Source organism: Actinophytocola glycyrrhizae, assembly GCF_042653545.1.
Classification (GTDB): Bacteria; Actinomycetota; Actinomycetes; order Mycobacteriales; family Pseudonocardiaceae; genus Actinophytocola; species Actinophytocola glycyrrhizae.
The window spans coordinates 464,749-485,708 of record NZ_JBHSIS010000003.1 but is presented as its reverse complement, the minus strand read 5'-3'; the positions used below and the strand labels follow the sequence as shown (position 1 = coordinate 485,708).

The 20,960-nt window shown below is 72.8% G+C and carries 20 protein-coding genes; 8 read left to right on the top strand and 12 right to left on the bottom strand.

Going from position 1 to position 20,960, the window contains the following annotated elements:
- Positions 1-84 precede the first annotated feature (84 nt).
- The 6 genes from ACFPCV_RS08400 to ACFPCV_RS08375 form a co-directional block, all read right to left on the bottom strand.
- Positions 85-1,008 carry a cation diffusion facilitator family transporter gene (locus tag ACFPCV_RS08400; RefSeq protein WP_378055473.1) on the bottom strand — a complete coding sequence of 308 codons (924 nt, stop codon included), beginning with the start codon at positions 1,006-1,008 and terminating at the stop codon, positions 85-87.
- A 326-nt stretch (positions 1,009-1,334) separates the two neighbouring features.
- A complete protein-coding gene (gene manA, locus ACFPCV_RS08395) occupies positions 1,335-2,540 on the bottom strand; it encodes a mannose-6-phosphate isomerase, class I (RefSeq protein WP_378055472.1) in 1,206 nt (401 codons plus the stop codon).
- Between the two features lie 2 nt (positions 2,541-2,542).
- Positions 2,543-3,643 (bottom strand): phosphoheptose isomerase family protein, encoded by a 1,101-nt coding sequence (locus ACFPCV_RS08390; RefSeq protein WP_378055471.1) that lies wholly within the window; start codon positions 3,641-3,643, stop codon positions 2,543-2,545.
- On the bottom strand, positions 3,640-3,867 hold the full coding sequence (locus tag ACFPCV_RS08385) for a Trm112 family protein (RefSeq protein ID WP_378055470.1): 228 nt from the start codon (positions 3,865-3,867) through the stop codon (positions 3,640-3,642). The genes ACFPCV_RS08390 and ACFPCV_RS08385 overlap by 4 nt, the downstream gene beginning before the upstream one ends.
- Before the next feature lie 15 nt (positions 3,868-3,882).
- On the bottom strand, positions 3,883-5,238 hold the full coding sequence (locus ACFPCV_RS08380; protein ID WP_378055469.1) for a phosphomannomutase/phosphoglucomutase: 1,356 nt from the start codon (positions 5,236-5,238) through the stop codon (positions 3,883-3,885).
- A gap of 131 nt (positions 5,239-5,369) precedes the next feature.
- The gene (locus ACFPCV_RS08375) at positions 5,370-5,735 is read right to left on the bottom strand and encodes a DUF3499 domain-containing protein (RefSeq protein WP_378055468.1); all 366 of its coding nucleotides are present in this window, start codon (positions 5,733-5,735) and stop codon (positions 5,370-5,372) included.
- Between the two features lie 90 nt (positions 5,736-5,825).
- On the opposite strand from ACFPCV_RS08375, the gene ACFPCV_RS08370 reads away from it, so the two are divergent.
- Positions 5,826-6,299 carry a metallopeptidase family protein gene (locus tag ACFPCV_RS08370; RefSeq protein WP_378055467.1) on the top strand — a complete coding sequence of 158 codons (474 nt, stop codon included), beginning with the start codon at positions 5,826-5,828 and terminating at the stop codon, positions 6,297-6,299.
- 257 nt (positions 6,300-6,556) lie between these two features.
- Here ACFPCV_RS08370 and ACFPCV_RS08365 read toward each other — a convergent pair whose 3' ends face one another.
- Together ACFPCV_RS08365 and ACFPCV_RS08360 are read right to left on the bottom strand one after the other, a co-directional pair.
- Positions 6,557-9,871, bottom strand: coding sequence for a glycosyltransferase (locus tag ACFPCV_RS08365; protein ID WP_378055466.1), 3,315 nt, complete (start codon positions 9,869-9,871; stop codon positions 6,557-6,559).
- Between the two features lie 36 nt (positions 9,872-9,907).
- A complete protein-coding gene (locus ACFPCV_RS08360; RefSeq protein ID WP_378055465.1) occupies positions 9,908-10,237 on the bottom strand; it encodes a WhiB family transcriptional regulator in 330 nt (109 codons plus the stop codon).
- 240 nt (positions 10,238-10,477) lie between these two features.
- Here ACFPCV_RS08360 and ACFPCV_RS08355 point away from each other — a divergent pair, with 240 nt between their 5' ends.
- Genes ACFPCV_RS08355 through ACFPCV_RS08340 form a run of 4 tightly spaced genes read left to right on the top strand, consistent with a single transcriptional unit; the run spans position 10,478 to position 13,957 of the window.
- Positions 10,478-11,248 (top strand): site-2 protease family protein, encoded by a 771-nt coding sequence (locus ACFPCV_RS08355; RefSeq protein ID WP_378055464.1) that lies wholly within the window; start codon positions 10,478-10,480, stop codon positions 11,246-11,248.
- A 15-nt stretch (positions 11,249-11,263) separates the two neighbouring features.
- The gene (cofD, locus tag ACFPCV_RS08350; RefSeq protein WP_378055463.1) at positions 11,264-12,229 is read left to right on the top strand and encodes a 2-phospho-L-lactate transferase; all 966 of its coding nucleotides are present in this window, start codon (positions 11,264-11,266) and stop codon (positions 12,227-12,229) included.
- Positions 12,222-13,415 (top strand): coenzyme F420-0:L-glutamate ligase, encoded by a 1,194-nt coding sequence (locus tag ACFPCV_RS08345; RefSeq protein WP_378055462.1) that lies wholly within the window; start codon positions 12,222-12,224, stop codon positions 13,413-13,415. The genes cofD and ACFPCV_RS08345 overlap by 8 nt, the downstream gene beginning before the upstream one ends.
- On the top strand, positions 13,412-13,957 hold the full coding sequence (locus ACFPCV_RS08340; protein WP_378055461.1) for an NUDIX hydrolase: 546 nt from the start codon (positions 13,412-13,414) through the stop codon (positions 13,955-13,957). The genes ACFPCV_RS08345 and ACFPCV_RS08340 overlap by 4 nt, the downstream gene beginning before the upstream one ends.
- 17 nt (positions 13,958-13,974) lie before the next feature.
- Here the strand turns inward: ACFPCV_RS08340 and ACFPCV_RS08335 are convergent, their stop codons facing one another.
- A complete protein-coding gene (locus ACFPCV_RS08335) occupies positions 13,975-14,838 on the bottom strand; it encodes a DNA-3-methyladenine glycosylase family protein (RefSeq protein WP_378055738.1) in 864 nt (287 codons plus the stop codon).
- Between the two features lie 80 nt (positions 14,839-14,918).
- Here ACFPCV_RS08335 and ACFPCV_RS08330 point away from each other — a divergent pair, with 80 nt between their 5' ends.
- Both ACFPCV_RS08330 and ACFPCV_RS08325 read left to right on the top strand, forming a co-directional pair.
- Positions 14,919-16,022 carry a mannose-1-phosphate guanylyltransferase gene (locus ACFPCV_RS08330; protein WP_378055460.1) on the top strand — a complete coding sequence of 368 codons (1,104 nt, stop codon included), beginning with the start codon at positions 14,919-14,921 and terminating at the stop codon, positions 16,020-16,022.
- An 84-nt stretch (positions 16,023-16,106) separates the two neighbouring features.
- On the top strand, positions 16,107-16,502 hold the full coding sequence (locus ACFPCV_RS08325; protein WP_378055459.1) for a hypothetical protein: 396 nt from the start codon (positions 16,107-16,109) through the stop codon (positions 16,500-16,502).
- A 139-nt stretch (positions 16,503-16,641) separates the two neighbouring features.
- On the opposite strand, the gene ACFPCV_RS08320 is transcribed toward ACFPCV_RS08325, so the two are convergent.
- From ACFPCV_RS08320 to ACFPCV_RS08310, 3 genes are all read right to left on the bottom strand, one after another.
- Positions 16,642-17,502 carry a glycosyltransferase family 2 protein gene (locus tag ACFPCV_RS08320; RefSeq protein WP_378055458.1) on the bottom strand — a complete coding sequence of 287 codons (861 nt, stop codon included), beginning with the start codon at positions 17,500-17,502 and terminating at the stop codon, positions 16,642-16,644.
- Between the two features lie 18 nt (positions 17,503-17,520).
- Entirely contained in the window at positions 17,521-18,654 is a 1,134-nt protein-coding gene (locus tag ACFPCV_RS08315) for a glycosyltransferase family 4 protein (RefSeq protein ID WP_378055737.1), read from the bottom strand.
- An 84-nt stretch (positions 18,655-18,738) separates the two neighbouring features.
- Positions 18,739-19,869, bottom strand: coding sequence for a glycosyltransferase family 4 protein (locus ACFPCV_RS08310; protein WP_378055457.1), 1,131 nt, complete (start codon positions 19,867-19,869; stop codon positions 18,739-18,741).
- A gap of 60 nt (positions 19,870-19,929) precedes the next feature.
- Here ACFPCV_RS08310 and ACFPCV_RS08305 point away from each other — a divergent pair, with 60 nt between their 5' ends.
- On the top strand, positions 19,930-20,898 hold the full coding sequence (locus ACFPCV_RS08305; protein ID WP_378055456.1) for a glycosyltransferase family 2 protein: 969 nt from the start codon (positions 19,930-19,932) through the stop codon (positions 20,896-20,898).
- Positions 20,899-20,960 lie beyond the last annotated feature (62 nt).

The window sequence follows — 20,960 nt, the reverse complement described above, 5'->3', positions numbered from 1 at the left end:
CGTACACGAAGTGGACGACGCCGCCGATCACCGGCGGCGCGGGCACCTCGAACGAGCGCGGCAGCACGTGGTGTCGAGCGGTGGTCAGGTGGCGGCGGCGGGGGTGCGGTCCAGGTCGGGCTCGAGGTAGATGAGCCGGGCCGACGGCACGGTCTCGCGGATGCGCTTCTCCACCGCGTCGATCTCGGCGGCCACGTCCGTGAGCGGCAGCCCCGGTTCGAGCGCGATCTTCGCCGCGACCAGCATCTCGTCCGGTCCGATGTACTGGGTGCGGATGTGGATCAGGCGCTGCACGCGGCCGGCGACCACGGCCTTCTCGATGTTGTCCAGCTCGGTGTTGGTGGCGCCCTCGCCGATCAGCAGGCTCTTCATCTCGATGATCAGGATGATGGCGATCACGCCGAGCAAGGCGCCGATCATGAGCGTGCCGATGGCGTCGAACACCGGGTCGCCGGTGACGACCGCCAGGCCGACGCCGAACAGCGCGAAGACCAGGCCGAACAGTGCGCCCGCGTCCTCCAGCAGCACGACCGGCAGCTCCGGGGTGCGGGACTGGCGGATGAAGCCCCACCAGGTCGCGTCGCCCTTGATCTTGCGGGACTCGACGATGGCGGTGCGGAAGCTGTAGATCTCCAGCCCGATCGCCACCACCAGGATGACCACCGCGACCATCGGCGAGGTCAGCGCCTCGGGGTGCTGCAGCTTGTGGATGCCCTCGTAGAACGCGAACGCCGAACCAAGCGTGAACAGCATCAGCGCGACGATGAACGAGTAGAAGTACCGGTCGCGGCCGAAGCCGAACGGGTGCTCCTTCGTGGCCTTGCGCTTCGACGTCTTCTGGCCGAGCAGCAGCAGACCCTGGTTCGAGGTGTCCGCGACCGAGTGCACCGCCTCGGCGAGCATCGACGACGCGCCGGTGATCGCGAACCCGACGAACTTGGCCACCGCAATGCCCGCGTTCGCCACCAACGCCGCGAGAATCGCCTTGGTACCGCCCCCTGCGCTCACCGCTCGCTCCTCATGCCAGGTCGGATGTGCCTCAAAGCCGAGAGCAGCCTAGAGACTCCCCACCCCCGCTGTCTCACCACCCGCCCCAAACCCGCGAGTCCCCCGTTCAGAACCCGCGAGTCCCCCGTTCAGAACCCGCGAGTCCCCGGTTCAGGACTCGCGAGTCCCCCGTTCAAAACCCCTGAGTTGACGTTTCGGAACGGACAGCCGGAGGTGTCGACCCGCCGACCCGCGGGTCCGAACCGGGAACTCGCGGGTCCCGAACGCGGGACTCGCGGGTCCCGAAACGGAGACTCGCGGGTTCTGAACGGGGGACTCGCGGGGGTTCAGGGGAGGTGGCCTGGGGTGGCGGCGAAGGCTCGGGTCCACGTGTCGGCCGGGGTGAGGGTGACCTCCGGGTCGCTTGCCGGGATCCACATCGCGCGGCCCCTCGGCAGCGCGACCTTCTCCTCGGCGGCCGCGACGGTCAGCTCACCGTCGATCGTCACCACGATCCTCGGGGTGCCGCCCGGTAGCCGAACCGCTGCCGGTTCGTTGTCGCGCCACTCCAGCCGGGACAGCTCGAACTCCGGCGCGGTCGTCCGGTACACGTGCCGGGCACCGGACTGCTCGCCGGTCGTCACGGCCATGTCGCCGAAGCCGAAGTCCAGGACCCGCAACAGTTCGGGCACGTCGACGTGCTTGGGCGTGAGGCCGCCGCGCAGCACGTTGTCCGAGTTCGCCAGCACCTCCAGCGCCGTGCCGTGCAGGTACGCGTGCAGGTTGCCGGCCGGCAGGAAGATCGCCTCGCCGGGGCCGAGCACCAGCCGGTTCAGCAGCAGCGCCGCCAGCACACCCGCGTCGCCGGGGTAGCTCTCGCCCAGCTCCAGCGCCGTGCGGCACTCCAGCTCGAACGGGCCGTGGTCCTTGACGTGCCGCACGCACTCGTCGAGCAGTTCCGGCAACAGCGCGTCGATCGCGGGCTGCGGCAGCGTGATCCACGTCGTGAACAACGCGCGCAGGCCCTCGCGGTTCGGGTCCCCGGCCAACAGCTCGACGTAGGGCGACAGGCCCGGGGTCTCGACCGCACGCAGCAGCTCGACCGTGCGGTGCGGGTCACGGAACCCGGCCAGCGCGTGGAACTCGGTCAGCGCGCACAGCAGTTCCGGCTTCGGCGTCGGGTCCGGGTAGTTGCGGGTGGCGGCGTCGCGGGCGATGCCCTGCCGCTCCTCACGCGCGTAGCCCTCGGCGGCCTGCTCGGCCGACGGGTGCGCCTGCAGGCTCAGCGGCTCCTCCGCTGCCAGCACCTTCAGCAGGAACGGCAGCCTGCCGTCCCAGCGGGCGGCCACCTCGGCGCCGAGCTGACCGGCCGGGTCCCGCGCCAGCACGTCCACGAGCGGGGTGTCCCCGACCCGCGACGGGTCGCCGGGGTGGGCGCCCATCCACAGCTCGGCCTCCGGGTGCGGCGCGGGCACCGGCTTGCCGACGAGGTCGGCGATGGAGGTCCGCGAGCCCCACGCGTAGGGGCGGACGGGGTTCTCCAGCAGCTCCACGCTCACTCCCTCGGCCGCGCGGGCGCGTAGCGGGTGGTGCCGCCGGTGGTACCGGCCGCGAACCCCAGGTACAGGGCGGCCAGTTCGAACCGCAGTGCGAGCACGGCTGCGCACGCGGTCATGTCCGCCGTGATCTCCTCCGCCGGGGCGATCAGGTCCGCGTCCGGCAGCATGTCGGCCGCGGTCCTGCGCACCGGGTCGGTCGGCAGCGCGCTCACGGCCAGCAGGAACGCGCGCAGCGGCGACACCGCGGACGGGTCGAGGTCGTCCGGGTCGGCGAAGATGTCGGTGCCCGACGCGGCCTGCGCCGCGGCCCGGTGCAGCGACGTGCGGCTCGCGGCCTGCTGGTAGGGGGCCACGTCGCACACCACGTCGGTGTGCGTCGCGAGCACCTGCGCCGCGTACCAGGCGACACCGGTCGCGACGTCGTCGAGGCCCCACAGCAGCGGGGTGCGCTCGGCCAGCCGCAACGCGAGCGCCTTGGCCGGGTTCACGAACGACTCGTGCTGCACGTGGTCGCGCTCGGCCTCGCGGTCCAGCTCGTCGGCGACCATGTCGAGGTCGGTGCGCAGCAGCTCGAGGGTGGTCGCGGTGAGCAGGCCCGCGGCGAGCGCACGCGGGAACCCGAACCCCGGCGGCACCGGAACGCGGGGCGTGATCAGCACGGCCTTGCCCGCGGAGGCGGCGGCGACCGGACCGTCCTCCGGCGCGGTCAGCACGATCCCCGAGCCGTAGCGGCCCGCGCGGTCGATCGACTCGGCCAGCTCGGTGTCCCCGGCGTCGTCGGTGTGCGCGACCACCACGTCCAGCGGGCCGAGCCACGGCGGCGCGGTGTCGGTCAGCACGACCGGCACCGGGCACGCGCGGCCGAGCAGCATCATCAGCAGCTTCGCGGCGTGCGGGCCGAGGCCGGGCCTGGTGAGCAGCACCAGCGCCCGCGGGCGGTGACCGGCGAGCCGTTCGATGCCTGCCTCCCGGCCGGCCTCCAGCGTGGCGCGCACCTGGGCACCCGCCCGCGCGGCGGCGGGCAGCAGCCCGTCGACGTCGACGTCGGACAGCCTGCCGGTGTCGTCGAGCAGGGTGTCGTCGACCGAGGCACTCACGTGTCGGCGCCCTCTGCCTGGTCCGGTTCCCCCGCCCCCGGCTCGATCGCCTCGTCGAGCAGCAGCACCGGGATACCGTTCTCCACCCGGTACTGCCGACCGCACGAGGTGCACGTGAGCACGTCGGCCTCCGGGTCGGTCGGCGTGCCGGGGCGCAGCGGCGCGTGGTCGTCGGACGGGCACGCGAGGATCTCGAGAAGCCTCGGGTCAAGCTCTACAGCCATGTCCTGTCCCTCCTGTCAGGCGCGGACGATCGCGAGGACCTCGTCGCGGATCGCCGCGACGGCCGCATCGTCCGCGGCCTCGATGTTCAGGCGCAGCAGCGGTTCGGTGTTGGACGGCCGCAGGTTGAACCAGCCGCCGCTCGGAAGTTCCACGGTGAGACCGTCCAACTCGTCGACGGTTACCCCGGAACGCTGCGAGAACGACTCCTTCACCGCGTTCATCCGGCCGGCCTGGTCCTCGACCGTCGAGTTGATCTCGCCGGACGCGGCGTAGCGCGAGTACTCGGCGGTCAGCTCGGACAGCGGCCGCTCCTGCTCACCGAGCGCGGCCAGCACGTGCAGCGCGGCGAGCATGCCGGTGTCGGCGCGCCAGAAGTCGCGGAAGTAGTAGTGGGCGGAGTGCTCGCCGCCGAAGATCGCGTCCGTCGTCGCCATCTCGGCCTTGATGAACGAGTGGCCGACGCGGGTGCGGACCGGCTTGCCGCCGTGCTCGGCGACGATCTCCGGCACCGCCTTCGACGTGATCAGGTTGTGGATGACCGTGCCGCCCGGGTCCTTCTTCAGCTCACGCACCGCGACCAGCGCGGTCACCGCGCTGGGCGGCACCGGCTCGCCCCGCTCGTCGACCACGAAGCAGCGGTCGGCGTCACCGTCGAACGCCAGGCCCGCGTCGGCGCCGACCTCGCGGACCTTCGCCTGCAGGTCGACGATGTTCTTCGGGTCGAGCGGGTTCGCCTCGTGGTTGGGGAAGCTGCCGTCCAGCTCGAAGTACATCGGCACGATCTCGATCGGCAGGCCGTCGAACATGGCGGGCACGGTGTGGCCGCCCATGCCGTTGCCGGCGTCGACGACGACCTTCAGCGGGCGGCTACCCGACAGGTCGACCAGTTTGTGCAGGTAGGCGACGTACTCGGTGAGCATGTCGCGGGTCTCGAGCCTGCCGGCGGTCCTGCCCTCCGACGGCGGCGTCTGTGCCTCGACGGCGCGCTGGATCTCGGTCAGCCCGGTCTCCTGGCCGACCGGCGCGGCACCGGCGCGGCAGAGCTTGATGCCGTTGTACTTGGCCGGGTTGTGGCTCGCGGTGAACATCGCGCCGGGCAGGTTCAGGTGCCCGGACGCGAAGTACAGCATGTCGGTGGACGCGAGGCCGATCATCACCACGTCGACCCCCTCGCGGGTCGCGCCCTCGGCGAACGCGCTCGCGAGCCCCGGCGAGGAGGCACGCATGTCGTGCCCGATCACGATCCCGCCCGCGTCGGCCACCTGGCGGGCGAACGCCGCGCCGATGTCGCGGACCAGGTCCGCGTCGAGCTGTTCGCCGACGACGCCACGGATGTCGTAGGCCTTGAACACGCCGGACAGGTCACGCACCAGTGCTCCCGAGTGTCAGCGGATTTGCCTCTGCGAGCCTACTGGTCCGCCTCCTCGGAGATAAAAGTGTTGGTCACGTCGCGAGGACGGCGCGGCGATCCCCTGCTCGGTCCAGGACCAGGGACGGTGGCTTACTCCGTGACCGGGTTGGGCAGGACCCGCAGGTGACCGCGACGGCCGCCGGCGTTCTGGCGCTCCGGCTCCGGCGGCTCGATCGGCCGGTCCGGGCGGCCCGCCTCGCGGACGGCCTCGGCGAGCGCGGTCAGGTCGTCGACCGACGGCTCGGGGGCGGCGAACTCGCCGTCGTGGCGGACGACCTCCCAGCCGCGGGGGACGGTGAGGCGCAGCGCGTGCTCCTCGCACAGGTCGTAGCTGTGCGGTTCGGAGTACGTGGCGAGCGGCCCGACGACGGCAGTGGAGTCGGCGTACGCGTAGGTCAGCGTGGCGACTGCCGGGTGGCCGCACCCGGTCCGCGAACACTTCCGCACGCTCCGCACGAACGTGGACGATAGCGCGTCCGAGTGGAAAAGGCCCCTCGCCACACCGTATTGCACGGGTCGCTTCACGCTCTCGATACGCTCGACCCTGTGACCTCGACACGCGGCAGGCTCAGGCGCAGGCGGCGCCCCAACCGGGACCGTCATGGTCGAGGCCTGCGCGGGGCGCTCTACCCGTCGACGCTGCCCGCCGCCTCCACGCGTGCCGAGCGGTTCGACGCGCTGGTGCTCGCCGCGCTGGAGCCGATCGAGGCCCGCTGGCGGACCGAGCTGACGAAGCTCGACATCGCCGTCGACGACGTCCCGGACGTCCGGGGCGAGGACCCGACGATCGAGTCCGACGGCACCCTGACCGACGCCGGTGTGCCGCTGGCACGGCTGGTCCCGGCGGGCATGGACCGCCGCAACATGCCGACCAAGGCACGGATCGTCCTGTTCCGCCGCCCCCTCGAAGCCCGCGCCCGCGACGGCGCCGACCTGGCCGACCTGGTCCACCACGTACTGGTCGACCAGGTCGCCAACTACCTGGGCGTAGACCCCACGATCATCGAAGGCGAACCCTAACCCGCGAGTCCCCCGTTCCGGACCCGCGAGTCCCCCGTTCACGACCCGCGAGTCCCGCGTTCGGAACCCGCGAGTCCCGCGTTCGGGACCCGTGAGTTCCCTGTTCAGAACCCGCGAGGTTCTCTCCAGCCGTCGGCGGTGCCTGTCGCGAACCGCCAACTCAGCGGTTCTGAACGGGGAACTCGCGGGTCCCGAACCGGGGACTCGCGGGTTCCGAACGCGGGACTCGCGGGTTCCGAACCGGGGACTCGCGGGGGTTAGTGGGGGTGGCGGCTTGGGATGGCGGTCAGGATTGTGAACAGGACTACTGCTGCCTGGGTCAGTAGCAGGACGCTGCGTAGTGCGGTTGGTTGTTCGATGCGTACTTCCGCCGCGTGGGTCGGCAGGGACACCGCGACCAGGTGGTTCCACGCGCGGACGATCGGCACCGGCTCGCCGTCGATCGTCGCCTGCCAGCCCGGCTCCTCCTCCGCGGCGAGCACCAGCAGCCGCCCGGCCGGGCCGTCCGACACGCGCACCGCCACCGACGGCGGCGCCGCCTCCACCGGCACGATGCCTGCCGCGCCGAGGTCGGTCGGCGGCGCGCCGCCCGTGACCGCCCTGCGCGCCAGCTCCGGGGACAGCAGCGTCACCTGCCCGGCCGCCGGCTGCAGCCGCAGCACGGGCCTGCCATCGGACATCGGCGGCGCGTCGGCCACCAGGTCACCGGCCGACTCCCGCAACCGGGTCGCATCGGCTTCTGTCGGCACCACCACGAACAGCACCCCCGACGCCGCCGCCTGCGCGACGCCCACCTTCGGGTCGGCCCACAGCACCTCCGCGAGCCCGCGCATGCCGCTCGCGTCGTCGACCGGCGCCAGGTCGTCGTCGCCGAACGACGGCATCCGCCCCGCGGTCATGCGTGGCTCGTCGTCGGCCAGCACCAGCACCCAGCGGCCCGTGTCCGCCAGCTCCCGCTGCAGTGTGTTCGCGAGCCGCGGCGCGTCGGCCGACAACGGGCCGGCCGGGCCCGCCACCACCGCGCCGACCGCGAGCCCCAGCACGCCGAACACCCCCAGCACGGCCGCGGGCCGCACCCACGAGATCACCGGCCCACCGGTGCGGCACACGCCGAGCAGCGCGTTGCACAGCCCCCACCCGGCGACCACCAGCCCGGCCCCCGTCCACCCGTACATCGCGGGCCCGCCGGTGATCGGGGTCGCGCCCATGAAGTGCACCAGCGCCACCGCACACCCGCCGAGCACGGCGAGCGCCAGCCCGGGGATCGCCGTCCGCCTCGGCCGCACCACGATCCCGACGAACGCGAACACCGCGACCACCAGCCCGACGACCGGCCACGCGCCGGGACCGCCGGGGTACAGCGACACCAGGTCGAGCAGCGATGTCACCGGCGTGGCCACCACCGCGCCGAGCCCGTGCACCACCACGCCGGGGTGCTGGATCACCACCGCGGGCCACGGCAGCAGCAGCGCGAGCGGCATCAGCACCAGCACGAACAACGCGGCGACCCGCCGTTTCCCGGTCCCCCGGTAGCCGGGCACCACCACGAACCCCGCCAGCGCGTACGCGAGCAGCAGCAGGTGCACGAGCGGGGAGAACGCGCCGATGACGGCCAGCCCGAACGCCGAGGACGCGGCCGTCGACAGCCACGCCGACGAGTTCGTCCGCGAGCGCCCGAGCAGCGCGACGATCCCGGCGGTCACCGGCGGCACCAGCAGGTGCGCGACGACCACGTCGAGCCTGCCCTGCGCGACCGCGGCGGTCGCGGGCGGCAGCAACGCGTACGCGGCCGCCACCAGCGCACGTACCCAGCGGTGCACCGGCAGCCGCCGGGTCGCCACGTAGGCGAGCAGCCCGGACAGCGGCATGGCGCCCAGCAGGAGCACGGCGACGGCCGCCTGTGTGCCACCGACGGGGGCGAGCACCGCCCCGAGCCCGCCGATGATCGCGAGCGCGGCCGGTGCGGGTGCCGCGGTCCCACCCGCCACCGGGTGCCAGGTCGCGAGGTAGGACGACCAGGTCGTGGTGAGGTCCGGCACCGGGAGCAGGCGCCCGCCCGCGAGGTCGAGCCCGAGCCGCGACCAGTTGACGTACAGCGCGATGGCGAGCAAGCCGACGACCAGCAGGACCGGCGGTGCCAGCAGCACCTGCCGCGCGAGCCGCGCCCGGTCCACCTCCACGAGCACCAGGTCGGGTTTCCTCGGCCCGGACCCGTCCCTCGGCACCGGTGAGGGCCGGCGGTGCGGGCTGGGCCGCAGCCCGTAGGGCGTCTCCGCGTCCGGCACGGTCAGCGACACGGCCACCGCGGTCGCCGGCCTGCGCAGCCCGGCGGGTCTGCGCAGGCGCCCGGTCGCGCCCGCGGGCAGCGCGGCGGGCCCGACCGGCAGCCGGATCGACTCGGCGTGCGCCGGTGTCTCCGGCACCACCACCGCGTCCGGCAGCTGCCCCAGTGCGACGTCGGCCTGCAGGCGGCGGCGCACGAGGTGCGCGACCATCGCCCGCATCCCGTTGCGCAGCCTGGTCAACCGGGACGTGAACAGTCCGCGCACACCCTGGACCCGCACGGTGGCGCGGCGCAGCGTCCTGCCTTCGAGCAGTCCGGCGGCACCGCTCAGCAGGAATCCGGCCGCGCCCAGTTCGGCGCGTGCCTCGACGAGCCTGCGCTGCATGCCGAACCCGAGCGCACGCACCAGCGACAGCAGCACCAGTCTCGGCACGCCGATGAGGAACGAGGGCAGCGCGCAGTTCACGAGGAACGTCCGCACCGCCTGTGCGCGCTCGACCGCGTGCACGGAGGCACGCGGCGCGTCGACCCGCCGCTGCCCGGTGGTCACCGCACGCGCGTGCCGCATCCGCGCGGCGGGCACGCACAACACCACGCTGTCGGACCGGTTGGCCCGCCAGCCGAAGTCGATGTCCTCACGCAGCAACGTGATCGCCGGGTCGAACCCGCCGAGCCGCTCCCACAGCTCGCGCCGCACCAGCATGCCCGCGGACGGCACGGCGAGCACCTCGGTGCTCTGCCGAAGCTCCTGACCGTGCCGTGGCCAGTCCACTTCGGACGGTCCGAGCCCGGTCTGCCGGTGCCCGGACGCGTCGGTGGACAGCCCGGCCTCGACCACGATCCTGGGGTCGTCCCAGTCGAGCGCGAGCGGGCCGAGCACACCGGCCGACGGCGACGCCTCCGCCGCGGTCAGCAACGTCGCGAGGCACTCCGGGGCCGGCGCGCAGTCGTCGTGCAGCACCCAGATCCAGCCACCTGGGTCGCCCCAGCGCTCGATCGCGGCCGACACCGCGTCCTGCACGGCCGCGGCGAAACCGGTTTCGCGGTCGCGTGTGAGCACGCCGTCGAGCACGCGGTCCTCACCGCGCGCGGCGTCACTCAGCAGGCGTGGCGTGTCGTCGACGGAGCCCGTGTCCACGGCAAGCACGTGCCGTGGCCGCGGCGTCGACGCACGCAACGCCGCCAACGCCGTCGGCAGCCACTCCTCACCGTCATGGCAGACCAGCACCGCGAGCACTGGCGCGGTGCGCAGCACTGGGGTGGTCCCCCGGGAGCCGGTTCGTGGCATTCGCACAAGATGCCATGAACCGGCTACGCATCGCTGCTAGACCACGCGTTTCTTCAGCTTGCGTCGCTCCCGCTCGGACAGTCCGCCCCAGATGCCGAACCGCTCGTCGTGCCCGAGCGCGTACTCGAGGCACTCCGCGCGGACCTCACAGCCCTGGCAGATGCGCTTGGCTTCCCGGGTCGACCCACCCTTCTCCGGGAAGAACGCCTCCGGGTCCGTCTGCGCGCACAGGGCGCGTTCCTGCCACTCCTGTTCCTCGGTGTCGTCGAACAGCTCGGCGAGCACGCCCAACTCCTCGTGCGGGCGTTCCCCCCACTCCACGACGCCACTCCCACTGGTCAGATCGTTCAGTTCGATTCCCTGCATGCCCGTCCGCCTCCTCGCCTTTCGCGCTCCCCGGGTTGGCGGACACCACCCACCACTACTCCACTCGTGGCGAATGACATCGATGTGATTACACCCGTGTAGTCGCGGCGCGTCAAGCGAAGCACCCGGGCGGGTGATGCCCTATGGGGCAAACGGAAATCGCTCGACAAGACGTCGCAATATCAGGAAAACGCAACACCCGCACGGCGAGACAACACCCCACGTTGACACACTGTGGACGTGCAGCGATCAGCGGTCCGGCCCTCGCCCGTGTTCCTCGCCATCCTCGCCATCGCCATCGGCGGCGGAGTGCTCGTCGCGTTCAGTGACGCGTTCCCGTACAGCAACCCGGATGTGATGGCGAACCTGGGCACCTTCCTGATGGTGCTCGCCGGCTGGGGCGTCTCCCTGTGCCTGCACGAGTTCGGGCACGCGTTCGTCGCCTACCGCGGCGGTGACCGCGAGGTCTTCTTCAAGGGCTACCTGACGCTGGACCCGCGCAAGTACACCGACCCGGTCTTCAGCCTCGTGCTGCCGTTGCTGATCCTCGCGATCGGCGGGATCCCACTGCCCGGTGGCGCGGTGTTCATCAACCACTACTCGTTGCGCAACAAGCGCGTCGAGTCGGCGGTGTCGCTGGCCGGGCCGTTCTTCAACCTGGTGCTCGGCATCCTGCTGATGATCGCGGTCGCCGTGTTCCAGCCCACGTTCTGGTTGGCCGCCGCGCTGTCCTACCTCGCCTTCCTGCAGATCATCGCGTTCGTGCTGAACATCCTGCCGATTCCCGGCCTGGACGGCTGGGGCGCGATCGAACCGTGGCTGTCGCCCGAGGCGCAGCGGTTCGGCGCGAAGGCACGGCCGTGGGCGCCGCTGATCCTCTTCGCGTGCCTGATCGGGCTTCCCGCCTTCCGGGAAGTGTTCTTCGCGGTGGCCGACGAGGCGTACGAACTCGTGGGTGGCGATTCTCTCCTCGCCGGGTTCGGAGGCCTCGCGTTCCAGTTCTGGCGGTGAGGCACGATTGGCACCGTGAATGTCGTGGTGCTGGTCGGTGGTGTCGGTGGGGCGCGGTTCCTGCAGGGGGTGAAGCACGCGCTCGGACCCGGGCACGAGATCACGGCGATCGTGAACACCGGTGACGACGTGTGGCTGCACGGGCTGCGGATCTGCCCGGACCTGGACACCTGCATGTACACCCTCGGCGGCGGCATCGACACCGACCGCGGCTGGGGACGCACGGGCGAGACGTGGACGGTCAAGGACGAGCTGGCGGCCTACAACGCGGGCTCGGAGTGGTTCGGACTCGGCGACAAGGACATCGCCACCCACCTGGTCCGCAGCCGGATGCTGCGCGCGGGCTACCCGTTGTCGCAGGTCACCGAGGCCCTGTGCGCCCGGTGGCGGCCCGGGGTGCGGCTGCTGCCGATGAGCGACGACCGGGTCGAGACGCACGTCGTGATCGACGACCCGGACACCGGTGAGCGGGCCGCCGTGCACTTCCAGGAGTGGTGGATCAGACACCGTGCCGCGGTGCCCGCGCACTCGATCGTGCCGGTCGGCGCGGACGAGGCGACGCCCGCGCCGGGGGTGCTCGACGCGATCGCCGCCGCGGACGTGATCCTGCTCGCGCCGTCGAACCCGGTGGTGAGCGTCGGCACGATCCTCGCCGTGCCCGGGGTGCGGACCGCGCTGGTGAAGGCCGGCGCGAAGGTCGTCGGCATCTCCCCGATCGTGAACGACAAACCGGTGCGGGGCATGGCCGACGCGTGCCTCACCGCGATCGGCGTCGAGACCACGGCCGAGGCGGTCGGCCGCCACTACGGCGCGCGGTCTGGCGCGGACGGGATCCTCGACGGCTGGCTCGTGCACACCGGCGACACCGCGGCCGTGCCGGAGGTCACGGTGCGCGCGGTGCCGCTGCTGATGTCCGATGTGGACGCGACGGCCGCGATGGTGCGGGCCGCGTTCGACCTCGCCGGGGTGTCCGGTGGGTGATCACGCGGCGGCGGGCAGGGTCGAGATCCTGCCCGTCGAGGGGCTGCCGGAGTTCCGGCCGGGCGACGACCTCTCCGGTGCGATCGCGAACGCGGCGCGGTGGCTGCGGTCGGGCGACATCGTCGTCGTGACGAGCAAGGTCGTGTCCAAAGTAGAGGGAAGGCTGGTGCGGGTGCCCGCCGATCCCGACGAGCGGGACCGCGTCCGGCGCAGGCTCGTGTTCGACGAGTCGGTGCGGATCATCGCGCGCAAGGAGCGGACGCTCATCACCGAGAACCACCTCGGCATCGTGCAGGCCGCGTCGGGCATCGACGCGTCGAACGTCGCGACCGACGAGCTGGCGCTGCTGCCCGCCGACCCGGACGCGTCGGCACGCGCGCTGCGGCTCGGGCTGCGGGAGCGGCTCGGCGTCGAGGTGGCGGTCGTGATCACCGACACGATGGGCCGCGCGTGGCGGGTCGGGCAGACCGACGCCGCGATCGGCGCGTCCGGCATGGCGGTGCTGCACGGCTACCGCGGCCAGATCGACCGGCAGGGCAACGAGCTGGCGGTCACCGAGATCGCGGTGGCCGACGAGGTCGCGGCGGCCGCGGACCTGGTGAAGGGCAAGCTCGGCGCGCTGCCCGTCGCGGTCGTGCGCGGGCTCGCGATCGGCTCGGAGACGGCGACCGCCCGCGACCTCGTGCGGCCGGTCGAGGAGGACCTGTTCCGGCTGGGCACCGAGGAGGCCATCGCGCAGGGCAGACGGGAGGCGGTGCTGCTGGCGGGTCCGGTTCGCGCCTTCACCGGCGAGCCGGTGCCCGACGACGTGCTGCGGGACGCGGTGGCCGCCGCGCTGACCACGACACCGACCACGACACCGACCGAAGAGGGCCCGGTCCGGTTCGCGCACGTGACCGAGCAGCGCAAGCGGCTGCCTGCGGAGCTGGCGGTCGACGCGACGGAGATCGTGCTGGTGTCCGGTGCCGCGTTCGATGCCGGTGCCGCGGTGCGGAGCCTGGTGGTGGCGCTCGCCGCGGCGGGCCTCGGCGCCTTCTGGGTGCCGATCGCCGAGCCGGCCGCGGTGCGGTCCCTGCTCGACCTGCCGTGGCCGCCGCTGGGCGCGGTCGCGGTCGGCCACCCCGTCGACGGCCCACCCGCCCCACGCCCCCCTGCCGACCTCGACGAACGGTTCCTCCAGCGATGACACCGACGACACTGCACGACGACGCGTACACCACACTCGCGGACTGGCGCCCGGCCGATTCGGGCCAGCGGTCGCTGCGGGAGGCGTTCCTCGGTTTCATCGCCGCGCGCCCCGACGCGTGCCGCCGCTCCTGCGAGCCGGGCCACATCACCGCGTCGGCGCTGGTCCTCGACGCCACCGGCGCGGACGTGCTGCTGACGCTGCACCCGCGCGTCGGCGCGTGGCTGCAGCTCGGCGGGCACTGCGAGGAGACCGACGAGACGCTGGTCGGCGCCGCGCTGCGGGAGGCGGCGGAGGAGTCGGGCATCGAGGGCCTGAAGATCGAGCCGACGCCGCTGCACGTGGACGTGCACCCGATCACGTGCTCGCTGGGCCTGCCGACCAGGCACTTCGACGTCCGGTTCCTGGTCACCGCGCCATCGGGGGCGCAGCCGGTCCGCAGCGCCGAGTCACTCGACCTGCGCTGGTGGCCGGTGAACGCGCTGCCACCGGACCCGACCGGCACCACGGGCCTGGACGCGATGCTGGCGGCCGTCCCCTGACAGCGCCGGTCAGGGCATCAGATCCCGCGGTAGTCCTTCGGGGCGAAGCGGGGGGCGAAGCGGGGTTTGCCGGGGCCGCCCGCCACGATGTAGCGGACGACACGGTGGCGGTGCGGCGCGTACGGGCGCAGGACATCGAGCATGCCCTGGTCGTCGACCATGCGGCCGAGCAGCGCGTAGCCGACGAGCCCCGGCACGTGCAGGTCGCCGACGCTGACCGCGTCCGCGTCGCCCCACGCCCGCTGCGCGATCTCGGCCGCGGTCCAGAACCCGATGCCCGGCACCTTCCGCAGCAGGTCACGGCCCGCGCGGCCACGCAGCTGCGCCGCCCTCTCCAGCCGGTGCGCGACGCGTGCGGCGTTGACGATCGCCTTCCTGCGGGACAGGTCCACCCCCGCCCGGTGCCACGCCCAGTCCGGGATGCCCTCGACCGCACGCGGGGCCGGCGGCGCGAACATGCCATCGGGTGCCGGGCCGGGCGCGGGTGTGCCGTAGCGGCGGCACAGGTCGCGCCACGAGCGGCGGGCCTCGTAGGTGGTGACCTTCTGCTCCAGCACGGACGGCACCAGCAGGTCCCACACCCGCCCGGTCGAATTGAGCCGCAGCCTCGGCAGGCGCCTGCGCAGGTCGGCGATGAGCCGGTGGTGGGCCTGGAAGCCGGAGTCGTCGTCGTCCGCGCCGAGCAGCGCGGGCACGCCGTCGAGGAGCACCTGCGCGCCCTCACCCCACGCCGTGGCGTGGACCGCGCCGTCGTGGCGGCGCAGCGCGAGCGTGCCGACGCCGGCCGGGGTGTTGGCGACGAGCCAGGTCACGCCGGTCCCGGTGGCGCGGAACGCCGGGTCGGCCGCGCCCCTGCGCAGCGGTGCGAGCACAGCGGCCATGTCGAGCGCGAAACCCGGCCGCCAGGTGCGCTCACGAGATGCCTGCACGAGCGGCCACGGTACCCCGTTATGTTGAGCGGATGAGCGACCTGCACATGGTGGTGCCCGCGGGCGGCAGCGGCACCCGGCTGTGGCCGCTGTCCCGAGCCGCGAACCCGAAGTTCCTGCACGCGCTGACGGGCACCGACCGCTCACTGCTGCAGGCGACGTTCGACCGGCTCGCGCCGCTGTGCACGGCGCGGAACCTGCTGGTGGTGACGGGAGTGGCGCACGCGACGTCGGTGGCGCGGCAGCTGCCCGAGCTGCCGGAGCGCAACATCCTGGTCGAGCCGTTCGCCCGCGACTCGTGCGCCGCGATCGCACTGGCCGCCGCGGTGATCGAACAGCGGTCGCCGGGCGGGGTGATGGCGTCGTTCGCCGCGGACCACCTCATCGCCGACACGGCCGCGTTCTCCGACGTGGTGCACGACGCGCTGGCAGGCGCCCGCGACGGCAGGCTCATGACCATCGGGATCACCCCGACCAGGCCGGAGACCGGCTACGGCTACCTGCAGCTCTCCGCGCCCGCGGTGGCCGGGCAGCGCCAGCGGGTGCTGGAGTTCAAGGAGAAGCCGACCCACGCGGTGGCCACCGAGTACGTCTCCTCCGGCGAGTACCTGTGGAACGCGAGCATGTTCCTGTGGCGCACCGAGGTGTTCCTGGCCGAGCTGGCCGCCCGCCGCCCGGACGTGCACGACCCGGTCCGCGAGATCGCCCGCGCCTGGGACACCGACGCGCAGGAGGCGGTGCTCGGCGAACTGTGGCCGACGATCCCGAAGGTCGCCGTCGAGTACGCGGTGATGGAACCCGCGGCGGCGGAGGGCAAGGTCGCCACCGTGCCCGGCGACTTCGGCTGGAACGACATCGGCGACTTCGAAACCCTCGGTGAACTGCTCGGCGAGGACATCGACGGCGGCGCGCGGGTGGTCGACGTCCAGGGCGACCGGCCCCCGGTGGTGGTCATCGACGGCGACGGTGTCATCGCGGTCCCGTGCTCGTCCCGGGTCATCGCCACATTGGGTGTGCGGGACCTGATCGTGGTAGACACGGCGGACGCGGTGCTGGTCTGCCGGCGCGACCGGGCCCAGGACATCAAGAAGCTCACGGAGTTGCTAAGGGAAAAGGGTCACGCCGCCCATGTGTGATTTCCCGGATCTTCGCTGACGTGGAGCGAAATAAGGAATACGCTGGGCCCCACTATCGACGACGCGACAGGGAGAGGTCGACGCATGGACCCCCGTGACCGGGCCGACGCCATTCTGGCGCGGGCCCGAGCGCGTGGCGCCTTCGTGGTGACTCCGGAGAGCGCCGTATCGCCGATGGACGCCGCGAGCACACTGCAGATCCCGAGAGCAGTGGTAGCGGCCGCCGACGAGCAGGACCCGGAAGCGACGATGGTCGTGCCGGCCGCGGAGCTGCCCGCCATCGCGCAGGAGGCGTTGACGGACGTGGTCGCCGTGCCGCACCCGGGACCGAGATCCCGGCAGCGGCGGCTGGAGCAGCACCAGAACATGCTCGCGGCCAGGGAAGCGGCCAGCAAGGAGCCGGAAGAGGTCGACGGCCTCGTGCCGACGATGAAGGAACCACCCGTTTCCGGCAGCCTGTCCCAGCGGCTCGAGGGCTGACCGGCCTGGGGGGCCGCGGTGTACCCCGAAAGGCGCTTTCGGGGCGTTGAGTGTCCCGAACGCGCCGTTGATCACCTCGCCGCGGTGCCCGCTGCGCGAAGCGGGCCTGCTCCGAACCCCAGCGCGCCCCGGACCGGACTCAGTGCTTCCTGCGGGTCTCGGCCTTCAGCCGCATCGCCAGCCCCGCCCGCACCGCGGCCCGGACCGGCGCCCACCGGGGCCCCTCATGCCGGTCGGCGATGAACCGGTAGGCACTCTCGTGGTGCACGGCCAGCATCCGCTCGGAAGCCTGCGCCGTCGAGTGCCCCTGCAGGTGCACGACCTCGGCCGAGGGCACGTACACGTTCTGCCACCCGGCCCGGGTCAGCCGGTCACCGAGGTCCACGTCCTCGAAGTACATGAAGTACCGGGGATCGAACCCGTCGACCGAGTCGAAGGCCGACCGGCGCATCAGCAGGCACGAACCCGACAGCCAGCCGGCCTCGCGTTCGACCACCGACGTCGAGGACTGCTTGTACGCGCGGGTCCACGGGTTCGACGACCACACCCGGCCGACGACGGCGTGACCGAACCCCCTCCCCAGTGACGGCACGAGCCGCGCCGACGGGTAGATCTCGCCGGACGGTTCCCGGATCAGGGGGCCGAACGCACCGCCTCGGGGCCAGCGGCGGGCCGCTTCCAGCATGGTGTCCAGCGAACCGGGCCCGAACTCCAGGTCGGGGTTGGCGACCACGATCCAGCCGTACTCGTCCCCGAGGGTGGCCACGCCGCGGTTGGCGGCCGTCCCGTAGCCGAGGTTGCCGCCGGTGTGCAGCAGGGTCACGTTGTCGCGGGCGGCGGCCCTCTCCGGGGCGCCGTCGACCGAGCCGTTGTCCGCGAGCACGACCGTACAAGACCTGGTCGTCGCCTTTTCCAGTGTGTCAAGGCAGCGCTCGAGCGTCTCGCCCGGCGAGTAGGTCACGATGACGACTGCCAGTTCCTGGCCATAATCCTCAGGCACGCCGGAACATTCTGCCCGTCACCGCGAACGGCGGTGCGCCCGGTACGCCTTGTCGTACGCCACGCGATGCCCTTCCGCGCTCGTCAGCCACGAGAACTCCTTCGCCCTGCGTTGTGCCGCGGTCGCCAGGTTCGCCCTCAGCGCCGGGTCGTCCAGCAACTCCGTCAGTGCCGCCGCGATGTCGCCCGCACCCACCCCGCAGTAGGCCACCGCGTCGCCGCCGACCTCCGGCAGCGCCAGTCTTCTGGTGGTCAGCACGCACGCGCCGCACGCCATGGCCTCCAGGACCGGCAGGCCGAAGCCCTCGCCGAGCGACGGGTACGCCACCAGGGCCGCGCCGCCGAGGAAACCGGCCAGGTCGTCGAACGGGAGGTAGCCGGCCCGGATGACCCGCAGGCGGTGCGGCACGTCGTCCAGTGCCCGTTCCACCTGGCGGTCCCAACCCGGTTGACCCGCGAGGACGAGTGCGGGCGGGGTGGCGCGGCCCCGGCAGGCGGCGGCGAAACCGCGGATCAGCGCCGGGACGTTCTTGCGCGGCTCCAGTGCGCCGAGGAACGCCACGTACGGCGTGTCCGGGCCAAGGCCGACCAGCCGCCGGGCCGCCGACACCTCCTCCAGCGTCGGCAGGTGGAACCGGTCGTTGTCCACGCCGTGCTGGATGATCTCCAGGCGGTCGGGTCTCGCACCCGCGACCCGGCCGAGTTCGACGGCGGTGGCCGCGGACGGGACCACGCACAGCGACGCCCTCGCCAGCGCGGTGCGGGTCCAGGCGCGGAAGAAGCGGGCCTTGATGGAGTGGTGCAGCACCGCGTCGGTGAAGAACGTCGCGTCGTGCAGGGTGACCACGGACGCAGCCGGGTTCGCCAGGGCGGTCGTGTAGTGCGGCGAGTGCAGCACGTCGACGCCCAGCCTGCGCACGAGCCTCGGCAGCGTCGTCTGCTCCCACGTCAGCCTGGCCGTGCGGGTCGCGTTGGACTCCGACGTCGGCACGATCCGCGAGTGCGGTGCCAGCCTGCCGTACAGCTCGACGTCCCTTGGCTGGCAGACGACGGTGATCGGCGCGCCGTCGGAGTCGAGGGCGTACACGAGCGAATCCACGTACCTGCCGACGCCACCGCGGTCCGCGGGCACGGCGGTCGCGTCGATCAGCACGCGGGGATCAGCCACGGGTAGCAGCGTACGACTGCCGGGACGGTCACTTACCACGACTGGGTGAAAATCCCACCGACCACGTGTTCACCGTGCGTTGGCCATGTCGAAAAATCGCACGTGCAACCGCCACAGCTCGGCCGCCGCGTGGTCCCACGTGAACGCGGCGGCCCGCAGCAGGCCCTGCGCGACCCGCTCCGCCGTCGCCGCAGACGAGTCGACGACCTCCCGCAGCGCGCTCGCGAGCGCGTCCGCGTTCCCGCGCGGCACGGTCAGGCCGGTGCCGCCCGCGACCTCGACCAGCGCGGGCACGTCCGTGTGCACCACCGGGGTGCCCACTGCCATCGCCTCCAGCACCGGAAGGCCGAAGCCCTCGGCGCGGCTGGGCACCGCCAGCGCGCTCGCGCGCCGCAGGATCGCCGACAGGTTCTCGTCGTCGACGCGGCCGAGCACGTGCAGCCGCCCGGCGGGCAGGCCGTGCTCGGCGGCCAGCTCGACCAGGTTCACCTCGCCCCAGCCACGCGGGCCGACCACCACCAGCGGCAGGTCCGGCGCGTGCGGCTTGGCCATGGCACTGACCAGCACGTCGAGACCCTTGCGCGGCTCGACCGTGCCGACCGCCAGCACGTACGTCTCCGGCAGCCGCAGCCTGCCGGTCTTCAGCGCGGCCAGGTTCGGGTCCATGTGCTGGCGGAACACCTCGGAGACGCCGTGGCCGACGACGGCGACCGTCGCCGGGCCGGGGGCGTGCGCGTGCAACTCCTCGGCGACCGCGTTGGTCGGCACGACGACCGCGTTCGCGCGTTCGACCGCGCGGCGGACGGCGGCCTGGTGCCACGCGGCGCCGCGGCGGGTCAGCGTCTCCGGATGGGTGAACGGCACGGTGTCGTGGACGGTCACGATGAGACTGCGGCCACGCTTCACCGCGGGCGGGGCGAGCGGGGTCGGCGCGTGGACGGCGTCGCCGCCCGGCCACAGGTGCACGCCGCGTTCCCACAGCGCGGTGAGGCCGCGGCGCGGCAGCGGCAGCGCACGCGGGCCCGCGATGTTCGGCACCACGGCGGGCGCGAGGTCGCGGTGGGTCGCGGTCACCGTCGCGACGGTCCACTCCGGCGGTGTCGAGGCGGCCATCGCGGTGAGCAGCTCGCGGGTGTAGCGCCCGGTCCCACCGGGGACGGGCGAGAGGAGCTGCTCGGTGAGCACGACGAGCTCTGGCACCGGCCCAGGGTACGGTTCGACGCTGTGACCGGCCCGTTGACACGCAGCACAATCGTGGTCGTGACCTGGCGGGGGAAGGGTCATGTCAGCGCCTGTCTCGACGCCGTCGCGGCACAGACCAGGCCGCACCGGCTGCTGGTGGTCGACAACGCCTCCGACGACGGCACCGCGGCCGTGCTCGCCGCGCACCCGGCGAAGCCCGCGGTGCTCCGGCTGCCAGCGAACACCGGCTACGCGGGCGCGCTCGCCGCGGCCGACCGGAACGACGCGGTGGACACCGAGTTCACGGCATGGCTCAACGACGACACCGAACCCGCGCCGGACTGGCTCGCGACCCTCGAGGACGCGCTCGACCGGCACGAACACGCCGCGGCGGCCGGGTCGCGGATGGTGGGGCTCGACGGCGCGGTGCTCTCGGCAGGCGTCGGGCTCACCGCCGACGGGCACGGCGTGGACCTGACCGACGTGGTGGCCGACGCAGACCTGGCCGACGGCGTGGCGCCGGTGTTCGGGTTCTGCGGCGGTGCCGTGCTGCTGCGGACCGCGGCGCTGCGGCGCGCGGGTGGTGTGCCCGCCCGGTTCTTCTGCTACTACGAGGACACCGACACCGCATGGCGGTTGCGGCTCGCGAATCACACGATCGTGTCGGTGCCGGACGCGCGGGTCACACATCGCCACGGCGCCAGCTCGCAGCCGGGGTCCCGGCGGTTCCACCTCTGGAACGAGCGCAACCGGCTCGCGATGCTGGTCCGCTGCGCGCCCGCCGCGGTCGCGGCCCGCGAGGTGACGCGGTTCGCGGCCATCACCGCCCTGCTCCCACTGCGCGCGCTGACCCGCCCCGGAGGACGCTCTGGGGATGCTCGGGGCAGGCCGTGGAACTTCCGCGTCCGGCTGCGCCTGCGGGTGCTGGCCGAGCTCGCCGCTTCGCTCCCGCAACTTCTTCGCGAACGCAAGGCCGTCACCGACCTCGCCGTAGTCCCCCGTTCGGCGGTGTGGCGGGCGGCAAGATCCATGAACCCACCCGGTTGACCGCTCGTCACATGGTGTGATGGGGCAGGCTGGAGCCCACCGCACAACCCCGAGGAGCGCGA